The organism is Halorhabdus amylolytica, from assembly GCF_004944975.1.
Taxonomy (GTDB): domain Archaea; phylum Halobacteriota; class Halobacteria; order Halobacteriales; family Haloarculaceae; genus Halorhabdus; species Halorhabdus amylolytica.
The window spans coordinates 368,608-383,651 of record NZ_SPQG01000003.1 but is presented as its reverse complement, the minus strand read 5'-3'; the positions used below and the strand labels follow the sequence as shown (position 1 = coordinate 383,651).

The 15,044-nt window shown below is 62.5% G+C and carries 14 protein-coding genes; 9 read left to right on the top strand and 5 right to left on the bottom strand.

Annotation, left to right across the window (positions count from 1 at the left end; all coding sequences use genetic code 11):
* Window positions 1-210 precede the first annotated feature (210 nt).
* Window positions 211-2,142: a vWA domain-containing protein gene (locus tag E3374_RS06625; protein ID WP_136688274.1), complete on the bottom strand. Its 1,932-nt coding sequence runs from the start codon at window positions 2,140-2,142 to the stop codon at window positions 211-213.
* Window positions 2,143-2,256: 114 nt separating this feature from the next.
* Window positions 2,257-4,158, bottom strand: coding sequence for a vWA domain-containing protein (locus E3374_RS17115; RefSeq protein WP_169051790.1), 1,902 nt, complete (start codon window positions 4,156-4,158; stop codon window positions 2,257-2,259).
* Window positions 4,159-4,479: 321 nt separating this feature from the next.
* Here E3374_RS17115 and E3374_RS06615 point away from each other — a divergent pair, with 321 nt between their 5' ends.
* The 4 genes from E3374_RS06615 (at window position 4,480) to E3374_RS06600 (ending at window position 7,231) form a co-directional block, all read left to right on the top strand.
* Window positions 4,480-5,019 carry a DUF7344 domain-containing protein gene (locus E3374_RS06615; protein ID WP_136688273.1) on the top strand — a complete coding sequence of 180 codons (540 nt, stop codon included), beginning with the start codon at window positions 4,480-4,482 and terminating at the stop codon, window positions 5,017-5,019.
* A 227-nt stretch (window positions 5,020-5,246) separates the two neighbouring features.
* Window positions 5,247-5,405, top strand: coding sequence for a preprotein translocase subunit Sec61beta (locus E3374_RS06610; protein ID WP_136688272.1), 159 nt, complete (start codon window positions 5,247-5,249; stop codon window positions 5,403-5,405).
* Window positions 5,406-5,453: 48 nt separating this feature from the next.
* On the top strand, window positions 5,454-5,831 hold the full coding sequence (locus E3374_RS06605; protein WP_136688271.1) for a DUF7532 family protein: 378 nt from the start codon (window positions 5,454-5,456) through the stop codon (window positions 5,829-5,831).
* 23 nt (window positions 5,832-5,854) lie between these two features.
* Complete coding sequence (locus tag E3374_RS06600) at window positions 5,855-7,231, top strand: DUF402 domain-containing protein (RefSeq protein WP_136688316.1); 1,377 nt, start codon at window positions 5,855-5,857, stop codon at window positions 7,229-7,231.
* 38 nt (window positions 7,232-7,269) lie between these two features.
* Here the strand turns inward: E3374_RS06600 and E3374_RS06595 are convergent, their stop codons facing one another.
* A complete protein-coding gene (locus E3374_RS06595; RefSeq protein WP_136688270.1) occupies window positions 7,270-7,977 on the bottom strand; it encodes a TIGR00266 family protein in 708 nt (235 codons plus the stop codon).
* A 96-nt stretch (window positions 7,978-8,073) separates the two neighbouring features.
* Entirely contained in the window at window positions 8,074-8,256 is a 183-nt protein-coding gene (gene brz / locus E3374_RS06590) for a transcriptional regulator Brz (RefSeq protein WP_136688269.1), read from the bottom strand.
* A 109-nt stretch (window positions 8,257-8,365) separates the two neighbouring features.
* Between brz and E3374_RS06585 the strand changes: the two genes are divergently transcribed.
* From E3374_RS06585 to E3374_RS06565, 5 genes are all read left to right on the top strand, one after another.
* On the top strand, window positions 8,366-9,439 hold the full coding sequence (locus E3374_RS06585; protein WP_136688268.1) for a Brp/Blh family beta-carotene 15,15'-dioxygenase: 1,074 nt from the start codon (window positions 8,366-8,368) through the stop codon (window positions 9,437-9,439).
* Complete coding sequence (locus E3374_RS06580) at window positions 9,436-11,016, top strand: phytoene desaturase family protein (protein WP_136688267.1); 1,581 nt, start codon at window positions 9,436-9,438, stop codon at window positions 11,014-11,016. The genes E3374_RS06585 and E3374_RS06580 overlap by 4 nt, the downstream gene beginning before the upstream one ends.
* Before the next feature lie 118 nt (window positions 11,017-11,134).
* Window positions 11,135-13,138, top strand: a complete 2,004-nt coding sequence (locus E3374_RS06575) for a bacterio-opsin activator domain-containing protein (RefSeq protein ID WP_136688266.1) — start codon at window positions 11,135-11,137, stop codon at window positions 13,136-13,138.
* Window positions 13,139-13,316: 178 nt separating this feature from the next.
* Window positions 13,317-14,078 carry a lycopene cyclase domain-containing protein gene (locus E3374_RS06570; RefSeq protein WP_136688265.1) on the top strand — a complete coding sequence of 254 codons (762 nt, stop codon included), beginning with the start codon at window positions 13,317-13,319 and terminating at the stop codon, window positions 14,076-14,078.
* A 233-nt stretch (window positions 14,079-14,311) separates the two neighbouring features.
* Complete coding sequence (locus tag E3374_RS06565; RefSeq protein WP_136688264.1) at window positions 14,312-14,635, top strand: hypothetical protein; 324 nt, start codon at window positions 14,312-14,314, stop codon at window positions 14,633-14,635.
* On the opposite strand, the gene E3374_RS06560 is transcribed toward E3374_RS06565, so the two are convergent.
* Window positions 14,620-15,021 (bottom strand): hypothetical protein, encoded by a 402-nt coding sequence (locus tag E3374_RS06560; protein WP_136688263.1) that lies wholly within the window; start codon window positions 15,019-15,021, stop codon window positions 14,620-14,622. The genes E3374_RS06565 and E3374_RS06560 overlap by 16 nt on opposite strands.
* Window positions 15,022-15,044 lie beyond the last annotated feature (23 nt).

Below are 15,044 nucleotides of genomic sequence, written 5' to 3'. Positions count from 1 at the left end.
CGCCGTCGTGCCGAGTCCGGTGCCAGCACTTGCAAGGCCGATCGTCCCCAACCCCGCAAGCACTTTCCGCCGGGACAGTTCGTATCGTTCCGTCATTGTGTGCCCCCACCCTGGGGAGAACTCGCCGGCGGAGTCGAACCGCCGAGGAGCGATCGTACGCAAGACGATCACCCCACTCCCGTGCGAGTCAAGCCGGAACCGAGTGACTGATCAACTCTGCGTGGTCGTGGTGTCAGTCGCGGTTGCTGTTTCGGTCGCTGTCTCGGTCTCAGTCTCCATGGCCGTCGTCTCGGCCTCCATCCCACTGCCGGTGTTGTGCCGGCACTGCTCGGTGTAGAACCCGATATCAAAGCCCACTGAGTCCGTCTGGATCTGATTCGAGTGGTTCAGCGGCAACCACCACTCGAAGCCGACACAGTGGGTCGAACTCGCCTCGAAACACTCCCGATCCGCATCGTCGTCGGGATCTGTAAGCTCGTCGAAGGCTGTGGAGAGATCCCCATCGAGCGGGACGCCGTTTCCTTCTTCGAGACGACTCAAGGCCTGTCCGAGTGTGCCGAGGAAAAACACTTCCTCGCCGACGACGATCGACTGCTCTAGTTGTGTAGCCAGATTTTCCAGGTCGGAGAAGTCGACGGTAAAGCTGAATCCAACCGAGGCGATCTCGTTCCCCAGGAACGCTGGCAGTGTGTCGTACTCGTCTTCGGCGTCCTGGGTCATCGCTTCCGTCGAATCATCATCGCCGACGAACACGGTTGCGATCCGCGTGGTCATGTTCCGGACGGACTCGGCGACCAGTGCTGTTTCGTCCATTTCGGCTTCGCTGACCGTCCCGGACGCCGCGTCGGCGTTGTCGTAGGCGGAGTTCCCGCTTGCAGCTGACCAATCAGTCGTATCGTCCCGGGGAGCGGTGTACCCGTTGACGGCGTAGTCTTGGTTCTGGTAGTTAGGACCGCCGTCGGTGAACACCACGATCGTCTTCTGTGCGTCGGATCGCGCGTTGGGATCGTTACGGAGGATCTGATCGGCGGTGTCGAGGGCCGCCGGGAGCGGCGTGTTCCCTCCGAAGGAAAATCCCGGCACAGAGATGTTGCCTGGAGTATCAAGTGCTTGCAGATCGTTGATCGCACCACCGCCGAAACTCAGAACTCCGACCTGGGTGCTGCCGTCGTCAGGGAGATCGTCGATGAACGCGTTGATGCCGTCGATCATTTGGGTCTGCTCGGTGTCGGTGATCGACCCGGACGTGTCGATCGCGAGCATCATATCCAGCTCCTTTGTCTCTTCGTCGACCTGATTGTCGCAGTCCTCGTCGTACCAGATCCTCGTCATGATGTGGTCGGTCAGCTCGCCGTCGAAGTCGTCCCCAGGATCGTCCGCAGTCTGGTCCTCGTCAGGATCGGCACCCTCGGGTTCGGTCACCGAGTTCTCATCATTTTCCAGCAGTTCGCCCGTCAACCAGACGTACCCCGGGTTGTCACACAGGTGGAAACTCAGGGTGAGTTCGCCGAAATCACCCGGCTTGACGTCGTCAAGCGCGACGAGCGGCTTCCAACTTTCTTCACCGACGGTATCGTCGTTCTGCGTTCGGAGCGCACCATCGGCGGTCGGATCGAGATCCGCCGGCGTATCGGCACCCGCTTCACAGGCTGGACCGACGGTGATCTCGCCTTCGCCCACCTCGTAGGTTTCATGGAAATCCTCCTGGACACCGTCGTCGTCGACGTCCGGGAAGGCCTCGATCGCTGTTGTGTCCCAAAAGGCGTCTTTGTCGTCGAAGTTCAGCGCGATGGGGAGTGCATCGTCCGGGGAACTGACCTGTAGTGTTCCGACAGGAGCATCCTTCCGATACTCCCCGTTCTGTAGGACGTTCGGCGCTTGGAGGGGTTCGAGTGCCGGCAGGACGTAATCCGCGTTCGTGGGGTCGTCTGCTAGAGTTACCCCTTCGACTGATCCGTCGTAGTAGTGTTCTTCCCAGTCGACCTTGAGATCGAGCGATCCAGCCGTGAGCGTGTTGTTCTCGTAAGTCTCCTCGTCACTGAAGTACGCCGTCGTGCCGAGTCCGGTGCCAGCACTTGCAAGGCCGATCGTCCCCAACCCTGCGAGCACTTTCCGCCGGGATAGTTCGTATCGTTCTGACATACCTGACCCCCTCCCTGGGGAGAACTCGCCGGCGGAGTCGAACCGCCGAGCAACGATCGTCCCCGAGACGATCACCCCACTCCCGTGCGAGTCAAGCCGGAACCGAGTGACTGATCAACTCTGCGTGGTCGTGGTGTCAGTCGCGGTCGCTGTTTCGGTCGCTGTCTCGGTCTCAGTCACGGTCGCTGTTTCGGTCGCTGTCTCGGTCTCAGTCTCCATGGCCGTCGTCTCGGCCTCCATCCCACTGCCGGTGTTGTGCCGGCACTGTTCGGTGTAGAACCCGAGATCGAAGCTCACGCTGTCGGTCTGGATCTCGTTGGCGTGATCGACCGGTAGCCACCACGCGAGTCCGAGGGCGTTCGTCGTGCTGGGGACGAAACAGTCCCTCGCATCCGCGTCCTGCTCGCTCGGATCTTCGTCGTTCAGTCCGTCACCGGGAACCTCGTCGAAGTTCGACGTTCGGTTGCCGTCCAGCGGGATGCCGTTACTTCCCATCCCGAGTTCGTCCAGCAGTTCGCGCAGCGATCCCTGGAAGAGCGCCTTTTCACCCGCGATCGACTGCGCGATCTGGCTGAAGATGTCGAACAGTTCGCTCTGGGCGCCGATGAAGGACTGCGCGTCGTCGGTCGCCATGTAATTGAGCAGCGCGGCGTTGGTTGACCCGGAGGAGATACCCCCGAACCCGACAGTGTACATCGACACGTCGTGGACGCTCTCTTTCAGGTGTTCGGCGTTGTCCGCCGGGTTGGCATCCCCGAACCCGCTGAAATCAGTCGACGCGCTGTCGGTGTCGTCGTCGTGACTCGGATCGGAGAGTCCCTGACTCTCGTAGCTCTCGTTCGGCGAGCCGTCCGTGAGGAGCACGATGATCGGCTGGGCACCGCTACGATTGTTCCCGCTGGCGGAATACGTCGTGGCAACGTCGTGGCCGTCGAGTTCCTCGTGAGCGATGTCGATGGCCTCCTCGATGTTGGTCCCGCCGCCCGGAGACAGCGCGTTCACGGCGTCGCGCGCGTCCTGTTTGGTACCGGTCAGCGACTGGTCCATTGTCGCCTGGTCGGCGAACGAAACCACGGAGATCTGGGCGTTGGATCCGACTGCATCGATCAGGTTGATCGCCGCACTTTGTGCGGCCGAGAGTCCACCACCGCTCATCGAACCCGAGCGATCCAGGACGAGCACGATGTCGGCCTCGCCGGCTTCGCCACTTGGCTCGTAGACGTTGTCGCCGTCTTCGTCGTACCACAGCATCGTCTGGATCTCGTCGATGAGTTCGACGTCGTTACCGGTCGAGTTCGACGTGTTCGGCCCGCCCATTTCCTGGGGATCCTCGGCCTCTGGTTCCGTGTGGCCGTTCTCGGCCGCCTCGATCAGCTCGCCGGTGAGCCAGACGTATCCCGGGTTGTCACACAGGTGGAAGCTGAGCGTGAGTTCCCCGAAGTCGCCCGGTTTGACGTCCTCTAAACTCACGAGTGGCTTGGGTTCGGCGTCCTCGCCCTCTTCGAGGGGCCAGTTCGCCACCGTATCCATGTTGAGCGACCGCAACGCACGACCGCCGTCCGGATCGAGATCCTCGGGCGTCTGTGCGAAGTCCTCACACGGCATGTACTCGAGCTCTTCTTCCCCGGTCGTGTCGCCGTAGAGGACAGGATCCTGGACACCGTCGTCGTTGTCGTCCGGGTAGGCCTCGATCGACGTCCCGTCCATGAACGTAGCGAGGTCCTCGGCCGCGACCCACACGGAGGGACTGTTCGGGTTAGGGAGGCCGACGTATCCCTCCGGATCTTCGGGTTCGTCGTACATGACGTCGACGTCAACGGTATCCACGCCGTTGTAGTAATGTTCCTCCCAGTCGACCGTCAGGTCGAGCGCACCCGCGGTCAGCGTGTTGTTCTCGTATGTCTCTTCGTCACTGAAGTACGCCGTCGTACCGAATCCGGCTCCGGCACCTGCGAGGCCGATCGTCCCCAACCCCGCAAGCACTTTTCGCCGGGACAGTTCGTATCGTTCTGACATGGTCTCTCCTGTTCGTCCCGCCCACCCCAGGCGGGCCGAACGTATCACACCGCATGTTCCCATCCCCCATAGCTAATCGCCGGATCATCTCCACAGAATCGAACGTTCGGACATTCAAACGACCCGTTTATCTCTCCGACTCACTCCACGGCCCGCCTGAATCAGCGATTGAACAACCCCGCTGTCCGGCCTCGTCCGGGGACATCTCCCATTAATTAATTGTTAGCCAAACTATAAGGGGATTTTATATATGGTACGGTTCACCATTGCTTCGGGCCTCACTCGAGTTGGGGTGAGGTAAAACATTGGGAGTGGGACACCATGGGAGCCCTCGCAGTTAGACAGACACGTATCGATCCGGAGGAGGTCCACGACGTCCTCCGAAACGACCGTCGCCGCCGGGTGCTTGAGTATCTCAAGCAGCACATCGATCCGGTACCGTTGCGGAGGCTGGCCGAGCGGATCGCGTCCCGGGAGACCGGTTCCTCGCCGCCGCCGACGAACATCAGACAGAGCGTCTACAACTCGCTTCACCAGACACACCTACCCAAGTTGGACTCGCTCGGCATCGTCCAGTACGACAGGGACCGAAAGCGTGTTCGACTCCGCGAGCGAGCTAGAGAGATCGAACCCTACATGAACGTCGTGACGGGGTTGGGCATCTCCTGGAGCACCTACTACCGGACGGTGGGGGTTTTCGGTCTCTTCGCGATCGTCGGGGCGGAGACGGGTCTGCCCCCGTTCGCGCTCGGTGAGACTCTCGTGTTCGCGACCGTGTTGTTGTTCGTCCTGGCTGTCTCGACGGCCTACCAACTCTGGTCGCGACGCTGGTTGTACGCGCGTGCACTCTTGAATCGATAACGAATCGGGTGCGTGGGTCGTATCGATAACGAATCGGGTGCGTGGGTCGTTCCCCCTGACTGATACGGATTGCTCTCACTGTTTACCACTACGACCGCCTGACTGGGGGCGGTCGATGTGGAATGACTGAGAGCAATCCGTATGAGAGACGATCCGAGCGGGACTGTTCTTCCCGCTCCGAGGAACGTGTCGAAAGGCTTAGGCGGATCCGCCGACCAGTGCCGAATATGAGCAGCGACGACAGTGGAGGCCTGATGTCGAGTGCCGGTCTCGTCCGGTACTTCGACGCCGAGGACAGCAACGCGATCCGCATCGATCCCAAGACGATCGTCGCCTTCGGAGCGCTCTTTGGCGTGCTCGTCCTCGTGTTGAACATCGTCGTCTGATCGGGGCCTGACCACGAGGTTTTCAAGCGCCACCCAACAACGTACTCCATGCACTTCGATCCGCGAACGCAAGCTGCGCTTCGCGAGGTCGGTCTCTCGACGACCGAGCTCCGGACGGCCTCGGAGCTAGTCGTCGAAGCGACTCGCGAGGAGGCAACGGCCCTCGAAGCGTTCTTCGAGAGTGTGGACACTGTCATCTCGGACATGGACCGAGCCCACTCCGACGAGAGGTATCCCGAGCATACGCTCGAGTATGTCGATCTCTATACGCACGCCGCCGATATACGGGGATACATCCGCTTCGAAGGGTGGGGTGTTCCCGTCGAAGGCGGGCGGATCCTCGAAGACGGAACGCTCGTCGAACTGTCGCTGGGCCCGACGATCGACGATCGGGTACGCTTCACCCACGATCGGGACGCCCTATGACCGACTCGGAAACCGACGCTCCGATCGCTGTCCGCTGTCGGGGTATCTATGCCACCGCATTGACGCGGCTACTTGACAGTGCGGACGATTCCGAGATCGTTCAGGCGTCACCACCGATCGAACGCCGGTTCGACGGCGGGTTCTCGTCGGGGCCTGCCGACGTCTCGGTCGTTCCCGATGATGACCGGCTTGGCGTCGGACTCGTCGGCGACCCTGACAGCGTCGACGCGGTTCGCGATCGGTTCGAGGTGGCCAGAGACACGCTCTTCTGGAGTGATCCGACACCACGCGGAGCGGTCTTCGAGGGTGTCGTCACCGAAACGTTGGGCAGCGGTGCGGTCGTCGACCTCGGCGACAGCGAAGGGTTTCTCCCCTACGGCGCGACTGATGCTCACATCGAGACGGACGACCGCCTGCGCGTACAGGTGACGACTCCCGCCGCACCCTGGAGCGACGATCGGGCCGAGCTGGGAACGACGCTGACCGTCGACGGAGAACTGGCGACACTGGTCCGCGAACGATCGCGTGCCGGGACCGGCGGTCCGGACCTGCTCGATGTCCTCTCGGTGGAGATTCCTGATGGCTGGCGCGTCTCCTGGGGCCGCGACGCCGAGGACGTTGGGTTTGACGTCCTCGAGGCGGCGCTGGATCACAAAGTCGAGCGTGCCGAGGAACTCGATGCCGCGCTGGCGGAGGCCGACGAACAGGTCGATACTGGGCTGGTCTATGCGGGGGAAGGAACCGTGTGGGTGCTGTTCGGTCGGGAGTCCCGCTTCGCACTTGACGAGCACCGCCGGGACGTGACAGTGACGATGCCCGGCCACCACCGCATCAAGGCCGGCGACGAACGGGCGAGTGCCGCGGTCGACTTCGTCGAGGAGCTTACACCCGATCTCGATAGCGAATTTCCCTTCGACGTGGTGACTCGCCAGTTCGGCCCGACAGAGGGGGATCAGATCGCGATCGCTCACGGGAAACCCGACGGTCGAACGATCAGCCTGGGCCGCGGCGAGGTGGTCGAACGCGACCCCGAGGGCACCGTCCGGGTCGAACGCGAGATGTCCCCCGGCGGAACCTACGACGCGCTGGGAGTCGAGCGACAGGCCGGCGACGTGGCCGCCACGAAGTTCACCGAGGGAAAGTGGTGGTATCCTACCGTCTACCGGAGTGCAGATGGGAACACACGCGGAACCTACGTCAACGTCTGTACGCCCGTCGAGGTGTTCCCGGGTGAGATCCGCTACGTCGACCTCCACGTCGACGTGGTCAAACACGCTGACGGAACCGTCAAACGCGTAGACGACGACGAACTCGACGTGGCCGTCCAAGCGGGACATGTCCCCAAACCTCTCGCCGAGAAGGCCCGCGAGGTGGCGAGCGCGGTCGAGAACGCGCTTTGAGTCGGCCGACGTGAGGGGAAGTACCCCGCCCAGTTCCGTCAGAAGTCCACGCTGAATCCGCTATCTTGATCACCGCCCCCGTTGCTCGGGAGGTTGGGGATGAGCCACGACAGGAAGGCGTCAGTACTGCGGGTCTGCAACCAGACCCTGCCCTCGCCCTGGAACTCACAGACCAACCCCTCGCCACTGAAAAGCGTGGACTTCAATCCGCCGACCTTGCTGACGTCGAAGGTCGTCGATCCCTCAAAGGCGACGATGTGGCCGGTGTCGACGGTGTAAGTCTCGCCGGGGTCGAGATCGACGCGTTCGATCGCACCGTAACTAGAGAGGAAGGTCCGGCCGGTCCCCGACAGTTCGAGCAAGAATAGCCCTTCACCGCCGAAGAACGTACGCCCGCCGCCGAACTTCGTGTCGATGTCGATCCCCGGGTCGGCGGCCAGAAACGACCCGGATTGGACGAGCAATCGTTCGTCTTCGAGGTCCTTGTCCACGACATCGCCCGGGAGCGGCGGGGCGAGCGTGACGTGTCCCGGTCGCTCGGCGCTGAACGTGTTCATGAAGAACGACTCCCCGCCGAAGGCCTTGCGCTTCAGCGAGTCGACTATTCCGCCCTGTGCGCCCGTTTCGATTGTGATACCGTCGGTGTGACTGACCATTGCTCCCGCTTCGGCCTGGATTTCCTCACTCTGGCCGAGTTCGACTGTCAACAGTGCGTAGGAGGGTCGATGTTCGATCTCGTGCTCCATGGATCGGGTGTCGACCCCCTCCAAGTTGAAACTAGGTTCTCCGGGTCATCGTTCGAATTCGTCGGACGGAATGGATCTCGGCCCGAGCGGATCTCGTCAGAACGCGAAGGTAACGAAAAAACGGTGGTCGTTGGGACAGACGTTCTCCCGGACCTTGATGCGCTCGTCGGCGGGTTCCTCGTGCCGATTGACGGCGACCGATCTGACCGTAGCGCTCCGTGGCAGCCCCATCTTCGCCTCAGCACCACACTCGGGGCAGGCAAGCGTTTCGATTCCCATCGTCGTCTGTTTCGATCGCCATCGGTTAAAACTCCTGCCCGGAGACCGATCTCCACTACCCCATATATTTGGTAGCCGATTGAGGCGGGCTTCGCCGGTACGCAATCGTATGGGACAGATTGCACACGAACGGCCTGGAACGGGGTTCGACTTCCGGGGCGAAAATCTTCCTGTGACCGTTTCCCGGGTCGCGTTGCTCGTTGTGACCGGAGCGTTCGTTCTCGCGGCTTCGTTCGGCGTTCGGCTCGGGCTGGAGATGCAGGCTGCGATCTACCTCTTCGGGATGGTCGCGTTGAATCTCCCACACGGTGGGTACGAACACTTCAACAACATCCGCCAGCGGGGACTGGATTTCCAGGGGCGTTACGTGGTCGCCTACCTCGCACTGATCGCCGGCTTTCTCGCGTTGTTCCTCGCCGCCCCGATCGCCGGTCTCGCGCTCGCGATCACGATAGCCGTCCTGAAGGGAGGCTACGGTGGCCTACACGTCATGGATGCCGTGACAGGGAGCAGTCATCTCCGGTCGGACGTCCAGCGTCACCTCGCGGCACTGGTGCGGGGCGGTTCGGTAATGGCGGTCCCGATCGTCTGCTGGCCGGGCACCTTCGAGACGTTCAGTACCTACATGGTCGCCATCTTCCAGCCCGGTAGACTGGGGCGTATCACGTCGTATTTCACTGTTACACGTCCGCTGATTGGCGTCGGGTTCGCGACGCTGGCGATCGCTCACCTCGGAATCGGGTACGCCAGACGGGACGGGAGCGGTTCATGGCTCGTCGACAGCGTCGAGACGCTACTGTTGCTCGTGTACTTCGCGGTGGTCCCGGTCGTCGTCGCCGTGGGGCTTTACTTCCCGCTTTGGTACTCGACGCGCCAGGTCGGTCGTCAGACAGATGTCGAGGACGACGTGCCCGAGGAAGGCGGGATCCTCTCCGGGGTGCTCGATAGTGACGATCTCCGCGTCGTGGCCATGACAGCCTGGGGCGTGTTGATCGTCGGCGCAATCGCGACGGCAACGGTCGTCGGTGCGATCTATCTGGCGGCCACGCGACCGCTCGGTGGCGCCCCACTGCTCTCGGGCGGTGTGGCGTTCTGGAGCGTCGCGATCAGTATCATCGCGCTGCCACATGTCGTCGTCGGATCGTTTTTGGACCGCGAGCGCGGCATCTGGTACGTTCCATGACTCGATTCGACGGGTCTCCACTCGCGGGCGAGTCGATCGACGTGATCGGTGGCGGGTTCGGCGGGCTGACGACCGCGGCGTATCTGGCCGACGCGGGTGCTGAGGTGACTGTCATAGAGCAGCAGTCACAGCTGGGCGGGGCGGCCAATCTCATCGAAGCCGAGGGGTTCCGGTTCGACACGGGGCCGTCGTGGTACCTGATGCCCGACGTCTTCGAGCGTTTTTTCGATCACTTCGAGCGGACTCCCGATGAGTACTACACGCTCAAGCAGCTCGATCCCCAGTATCGGGTCTTTTACCGTGACAGCGATCCCATTCCGGGAGCGGGCAAACCGTACGGGAGCGACCTCGCGCCCTGTGACTGGGTGACGGTCACGCCGGATCGGAATCGGACCAGGCGGACCTTCGCCGCTTACGAGCGTGGCGGCGGGAAGGCATTCGACCGGTACCTCGCGGAGGCCGAACACACCTACGAGGTCGGGATGGAACACTTCGTCTACGCGGACCGTTCGCGCTTCCGTGACCTGCTCGATCTCGACGTGATCCGACTGGGACCGGGGTTGACAATGCTCGGCTCGATGCAGGACCACGTCTCGACGTACGTCGAGAACCCGAAGCTCCAGCAACTGCTGCAGTACACGCTCGTGTTCCTGGGGGGCGCGCCGAAGAACACGCCCGCACTGTACAACCTGATGGCCCACGTCGACTTCGACCTCGGCGTCTACTATCCCGAAGGCGGGATGTACAGCGTCGTCGAGGGACTGGTCGACCTCGGCGAGGAACTCGGCGTCACCTACCGGACGGACACCGAGGTGACCGACATCCAGGCGACGACGACGGGGCTGGCGATACAGACTGATCGTGGTCGACGCAGAGCCGACCGCGTCGTGGCGAACGCGCCGCCGGCCCACGTCGAACGCGAGTTGCTCTCGCCCGCGAAGCGCGACCATCGCCTCGACCACTGGAGGAAACAGACGTATGCGCCCTCGGCACTACTGCTGTATCTCGGGATCGAGGGCGATGTCGGACCTCTGGAACATCACTCGCTGGTGTTCCCCGAGGACTGGGGCCCACACTTCGAGGCCATCTTCGACGAACCGGCCTGGCCGGACGATCCGGCCTACTATCTGGCCGTCCCGTCCCTGACGGACGATTCCGTCGCCCCCGACGACCACCACGCCGTCGTCGTCCTGCTGCCGATCGCGCCGGATTTGCCGGACACGCCGGACCTGCGTCGAGAATACCGTGACCTGATCCTCGATGACCTGGCCGAGAACGTCGGCGTCGACCTGCGCGATCGGATCGTCCTCGAGGAGTCGATGTGTGTCGAGGACTTCGCGGAACGGCTGAATTACCCCAAGGGAACGGCGCTGGGGCTGGCACACACGCTCTTTCAGACCGGACCGATGCGCCCATCCCATCGCGCGAGGAAGATGGACGGGCTGTACTACGTCGGCGGATTCACGTCGCCGGGGATCGGCGTCCCGATGGCGTTCATCAGTGGCGAGCACGCGGCGAACGCAGTCGTCGAAGACGCCCAGGGGAAGAGTCCGCTGGCGCCCGTTCTCGGAGCCTGACCCCGAGACGACCCCTGACCTTTCGGACAGTCCTGCCGAGCGAACGGCCGGACGTGGCCGTCTCGAGTGCAGGGACGACCCCTGACCTTTAGGACAGTCCTGCCCGTAGCTCGACGCCATGAGCGAGCGAGCGGAGTCGCGGGTCGTCCTCCGGGTCGGGGAGAACCCGACGGACGACCCGTTCCCCGGGGAAGCGTTGCGGGAGATCGCCGAGAACGTCGTCGTCGAGACCGAACGGGACTTCGCGGCGGCGCTGGATCGGATCGAGTCCGGCGATGTCGACTGCGCGATCGTCGAACACGGACCCGGGTTCGATGGACTCTCCTTGCTCGAGAGCGTCCGCCGAACCCGGCCCTCGTTTCCGGTCATTCTACTCCCCGAGACGGTCGATGGCGACGTGAGTCGCCGGGCCGTCCGGGCCGACGTGACCGCCTTCGTCCCTCAGACGGTCGAGAACCTCTCGGACGCCGTCCGCGAGGAGCTAGTTGACGTGGTCCCGACGCGTCGGGGTGATCAGGTGCGGATGCCGATCCACGATCGGACGGCGACTGAGGAACAGCGCCTCAAGGAACGGGCACTCGACGAAGCGCCGGTCGGGATCACGATCGGCGACGCGACCCGGCCGGACGAGCCGCTGATCTACGTCAACGACTCCTTCGAAGACGTCACCGGCTACGACAAGGAGGAAGCGATCGGTGTCAACTGTCGCTTCCTGCAAGGTGAGGACACTGACGCCGAAACGGTCGCCGAGGTCCGGGAAGCCGTCGAGAACGAGGAGTCGGTGGCCGTCGAGTTACTGAACTACCGACCTGACGGATCGACTTTCTGGAACAATCTGGCGATATCGCCGATCCGCGACGACAAGGGAGAGGTGACTAACTATGTCGCTTTCCAGCAGGACATCACCGAGCGCAAGGAGGCCGAGGCGGCGATCAGAGAGGAACGCAAGCGCCTCCAGCGTGTGCTCGATCGCGTCGAGGGCCTCGTCAGCGACCTCACGGAGATCCTCGTCCGGGCCGACGATCGGCCGGAGATCCATCGACTGACAGCTGAGCGCTTCGACTCGGGGACGGAGTTCGATCGGGCCTGGATCGGCGAGTACGATCCGACTGCCCACGCGCTGACGGTCGTGGCGTACAGCGACCGCGACGGCGAGCCGACGACGATCGATCTTGACGACGATCGGCCCGCAACGTCCGCCCTCGACCGAGCCATCGAGACGACCGAGATACAGCCCCTCTCGGCGGGACTGGCCCTGGACCAGTCGACCGACGGAGACGAGTGCGATGGCGCGGGCATTGCGATCCCGCTGACGTATCGACGGACGACCTACGGCGTCCTCGCCGTCTTCGACGCCGACGCCGAGGCGTTCGACGAGACCGAGCGGACGATCCTCGGGGCGCTGGGCCGGGTCGTCGGATCGGCGATCAACGACGTGCTCAGCAAGCGGACAGTCACGGCCGACGTCACGATCACCGTCGAGGCCGAACTGTCGGACCCGTCGCTGTTCCTGATCGATCTGGCCGGTCGAACCGCGGGAGCGATCGAGTATCGCGGGATTCACGTCGGCGACAACGGGGCCGTCCGGTTCCTGCTGGCCGTCGACGCGGCCGACGAGGAGACCCTGCTGGCAGCACCGGACCGCTACGACGGCGTCACCGACGTCTCGGTCCTGTCGAGCACTGACGGCGAACGCGTCCTTGCGTTGGTCGCACGGGGCGCGCCCTTTGTCGACGCACTCACGACGTACGGCGCGGAGATCGAATCGATGTCGGTCGAGCCGACCGGCATCCGGGTCCGGTTCCAGGTCGCCACCGAGCAGAATGGACGATCGATCGTCGAGGAACTCGAATCGATCTACGATGGCGTCGAACTGCTTGCTTACCACGAGACAGAGAGCGAAGCGACGTCCCCACAGGCCTTCAAAGCCGCTGTCGAGTCCGAACTGACCGACAGACAACTGACCGCCCTCCGGACAGCCTACGCGAGTGGCTTCTTCGAGTGGCCCCGCGAGAGCGACGGCGACGACCTCGCTGAGGCGATGGATGTGGTCCCCTCGACGTACTACCAGCACCTGCGAACGGCCGAGAAGAAGCTGGTCAGGGCGTTCTTCGAATCCTGAGCGACATTACGGCTGTCGGCCCGGGGAACCCAACAGAATAGGTACGGCTTTGAGTCGTCTCGCCCTCGTAATTTCAGAGAATGATCGACGGGCCCCCCAAGGATCGAAAGAGGAGACCGCACAACCGTCGGAGGAGAGCGATCAGCCACGGCGGTCCCTCCCGTCGTGGAGGTGAGTGATGGGGCCGATCAGCTACCTCGCCTTCGTACTTGCGTTCGTGGTCGCTCCGGTCCTCGTGGTGGCTGGGGCACTTCTCGTGACCGGACGATGGAACCGGGCGGGGCTGTTCGGAACGGGACTGCTAGTTGTCGTCGCGGTAGTGTACACGCTGCCGTGGGACGGCTATCTGATCCGCAGCGGCGTCTGGGCGTACGGCTCGACGCTCGTCGGTCGCGTGGGTGTCGTCCCCTACGAGGAGTTGCTGTTCGTCGCCGCCCAGACGGTCCTGACGGGGCTGTGGACCACGCTCGTCGTTCGCCCGGACGGGAGCGGCCCATCGGTCACCCGCCGACAGCACCTCGTCGGCGTCGCCGGGGGCCTGCTGGTGGGCGTCGTCGGGCTCGCCTTCCTGTCGTCTTCCTCGTCGCTGTACCTGGGGGCGATCCTCGCGTGGGCAGCTCCCGTTCTCGCCCTCCAGTGGGGCTTTGGCTGGCCGGTACTCGTCCGGGCGCGCCGGTCGGTCGCCCTTGCGCTTGCGGTCCCGACGGCGTACCTCTGGGCCATCGACCGGCTGGCAATCGGGCTGGAGTTGTGGACGTTCTCGTCGGAGCGGACGACCGGGATCGCGCTGCTGGGGCTCCCGATCGAGGAGGCGCTGTTCTTCTTCGTAACGAACGTCTTTCTCGTCCAGGGACTGGTTCTGCTCGGGTGGGTCGTCGAGCGTGATGCAATCCCAACAGTGGCTGACGTATATGGGCTGGCTGTCGATCGAGCCAAATGAATCACTGCTCGAGTCGAGCCAGTAACCCCAACAATTGGCGTAGAGGATCTTATTGGACTGCTCGAAACAACTGAGATCCCAGTAATATTGTGATCGGTCGGCGTGGTGGGTGGATAGCGTGGAGTCGGCAAGATGACTTCGTTTTTTCAGCTACTTGTACTGGATGAATTACTCGCATCACTACTTACGGAAGGCTGGATAGGTTTATATCGTTGTGCCACAGAGTAATCAATATGAGCGTCCAGATCGAGGGGTTCGAAGAATTGGCCGATTCTTTGGATGACCTCCAACAACATCTCGAAGGTGTAAGTGGCGAGAATGAGATTCCGATGGACGAACTCTTCCCGGACAGTTTCATGCGAACGCATACCGACTTCGATTCGGTTGACGAACTCTTCGATAGCAGTCCATGGGAGTTCGATACCAAGGAGGACTTCAAACAAATCCCTGAATCGGAGTTTGACGATTATATCGACGCACACACTGGCTTTAGCTCGTGGGAAGCAATGCTCACCGCCGCCGCCCGCGAGTGGATCACTCGTCAACTCGATTTCTGACTGTCGCTATCTTCGCTCTCCCCCTTAGCCTCTTGTTGCTCTGTTGATTCCACGTCTTGGGATTCTCTGTCGGATTTGCGTTCATCGTCCGCGACGTGAAGATGAAAATCGATGTCGTGGTTCCGTCCGCGAATGGTGAATTCTGTCGCAGGGCCGTCTGAGTTATCTATCTCGGCCCGATAGTTGTAGACGGCAAGGACGAACGATCCAATCGTTGTGAGGCCGAGAATCGTTTGCCACAGTGTCGAACTAATGGATGTGACATCACCATAGTCCGGACTCTCGACAATAATCCGCACCTCAACGAGGAAGCTCAAAATCAAGAGAGTTAGAGTGATTCCGCCGACCAGAGCAAAAACGTGCGGGTGATATCGGTGGCCGGTCATCGAGCGGGGCAACCTCATCGTGT

Excerpts from the sequence above, each read along its gene's own strand:
- E3374_RS06625 (WP_136688274.1), bottom strand. The coding sequence starts at position 2,142 with ATGTCAGAACGATACGAACTATCCCGGCGGAAAGTGCTCGCAGGGTTG.
- E3374_RS06615 (WP_136688273.1), top strand. The coding sequence starts at position 4,480 with ATGGGAGCCCTCGCAGTTAGACAGACACGTATCGATCCGGAGGAGGTC.
- E3374_RS06580 (WP_136688267.1), top strand. The coding sequence starts at position 9,436 with ATGACTCGATTCGACGGGTCTCCACTCGCGGGCGAGTCGATCGACGTG.
- E3374_RS17115 (WP_169051790.1), bottom strand. The coding sequence starts at position 4,158 with ATGTCAGAACGATACGAACTGTCCCGGCGAAAAGTGCTTGCGGGGTTG.
- E3374_RS06575 (WP_136688266.1), top strand. The coding sequence starts at position 11,135 with ATGAGCGAGCGAGCGGAGTCGCGGGTCGTCCTCCGGGTCGGGGAGAAC.
- E3374_RS06605 (WP_136688271.1), top strand. The coding sequence starts at position 5,454 with ATGCACTTCGATCCGCGAACGCAAGCTGCGCTTCGCGAGGTCGGTCTC.
- E3374_RS06570 (WP_136688265.1), top strand. The coding sequence starts at position 13,317 with ATGGGGCCGATCAGCTACCTCGCCTTCGTACTTGCGTTCGTGGTCGCT.
- E3374_RS06565 (WP_136688264.1), top strand. The coding sequence starts at position 14,312 with ATGAGCGTCCAGATCGAGGGGTTCGAAGAATTGGCCGATTCTTTGGAT.
- brz (WP_136688269.1), bottom strand. The coding sequence starts at position 8,256 with ATGGGAATCGAAACGCTTGCCTGCCCCGAGTGTGGTGCTGAGGCGAAG.
- E3374_RS06595 (WP_136688270.1), bottom strand. The coding sequence starts at position 7,977 with ATGGAGCACGAGATCGAACATCGACCCTCCTACGCACTGTTGACAGTC.
- E3374_RS06560 (WP_136688263.1), bottom strand. The coding sequence starts at position 15,021 with ATGACCGGCCACCGATATCACCCGCACGTTTTTGCTCTGGTCGGCGGA.
- E3374_RS06610 (WP_136688272.1), top strand. The coding sequence starts at position 5,247 with ATGAGCAGCGACGACAGTGGAGGCCTGATGTCGAGTGCCGGTCTCGTC.
- E3374_RS06585 (WP_136688268.1), top strand. The coding sequence starts at position 8,366 with ATGGGACAGATTGCACACGAACGGCCTGGAACGGGGTTCGACTTCCGG.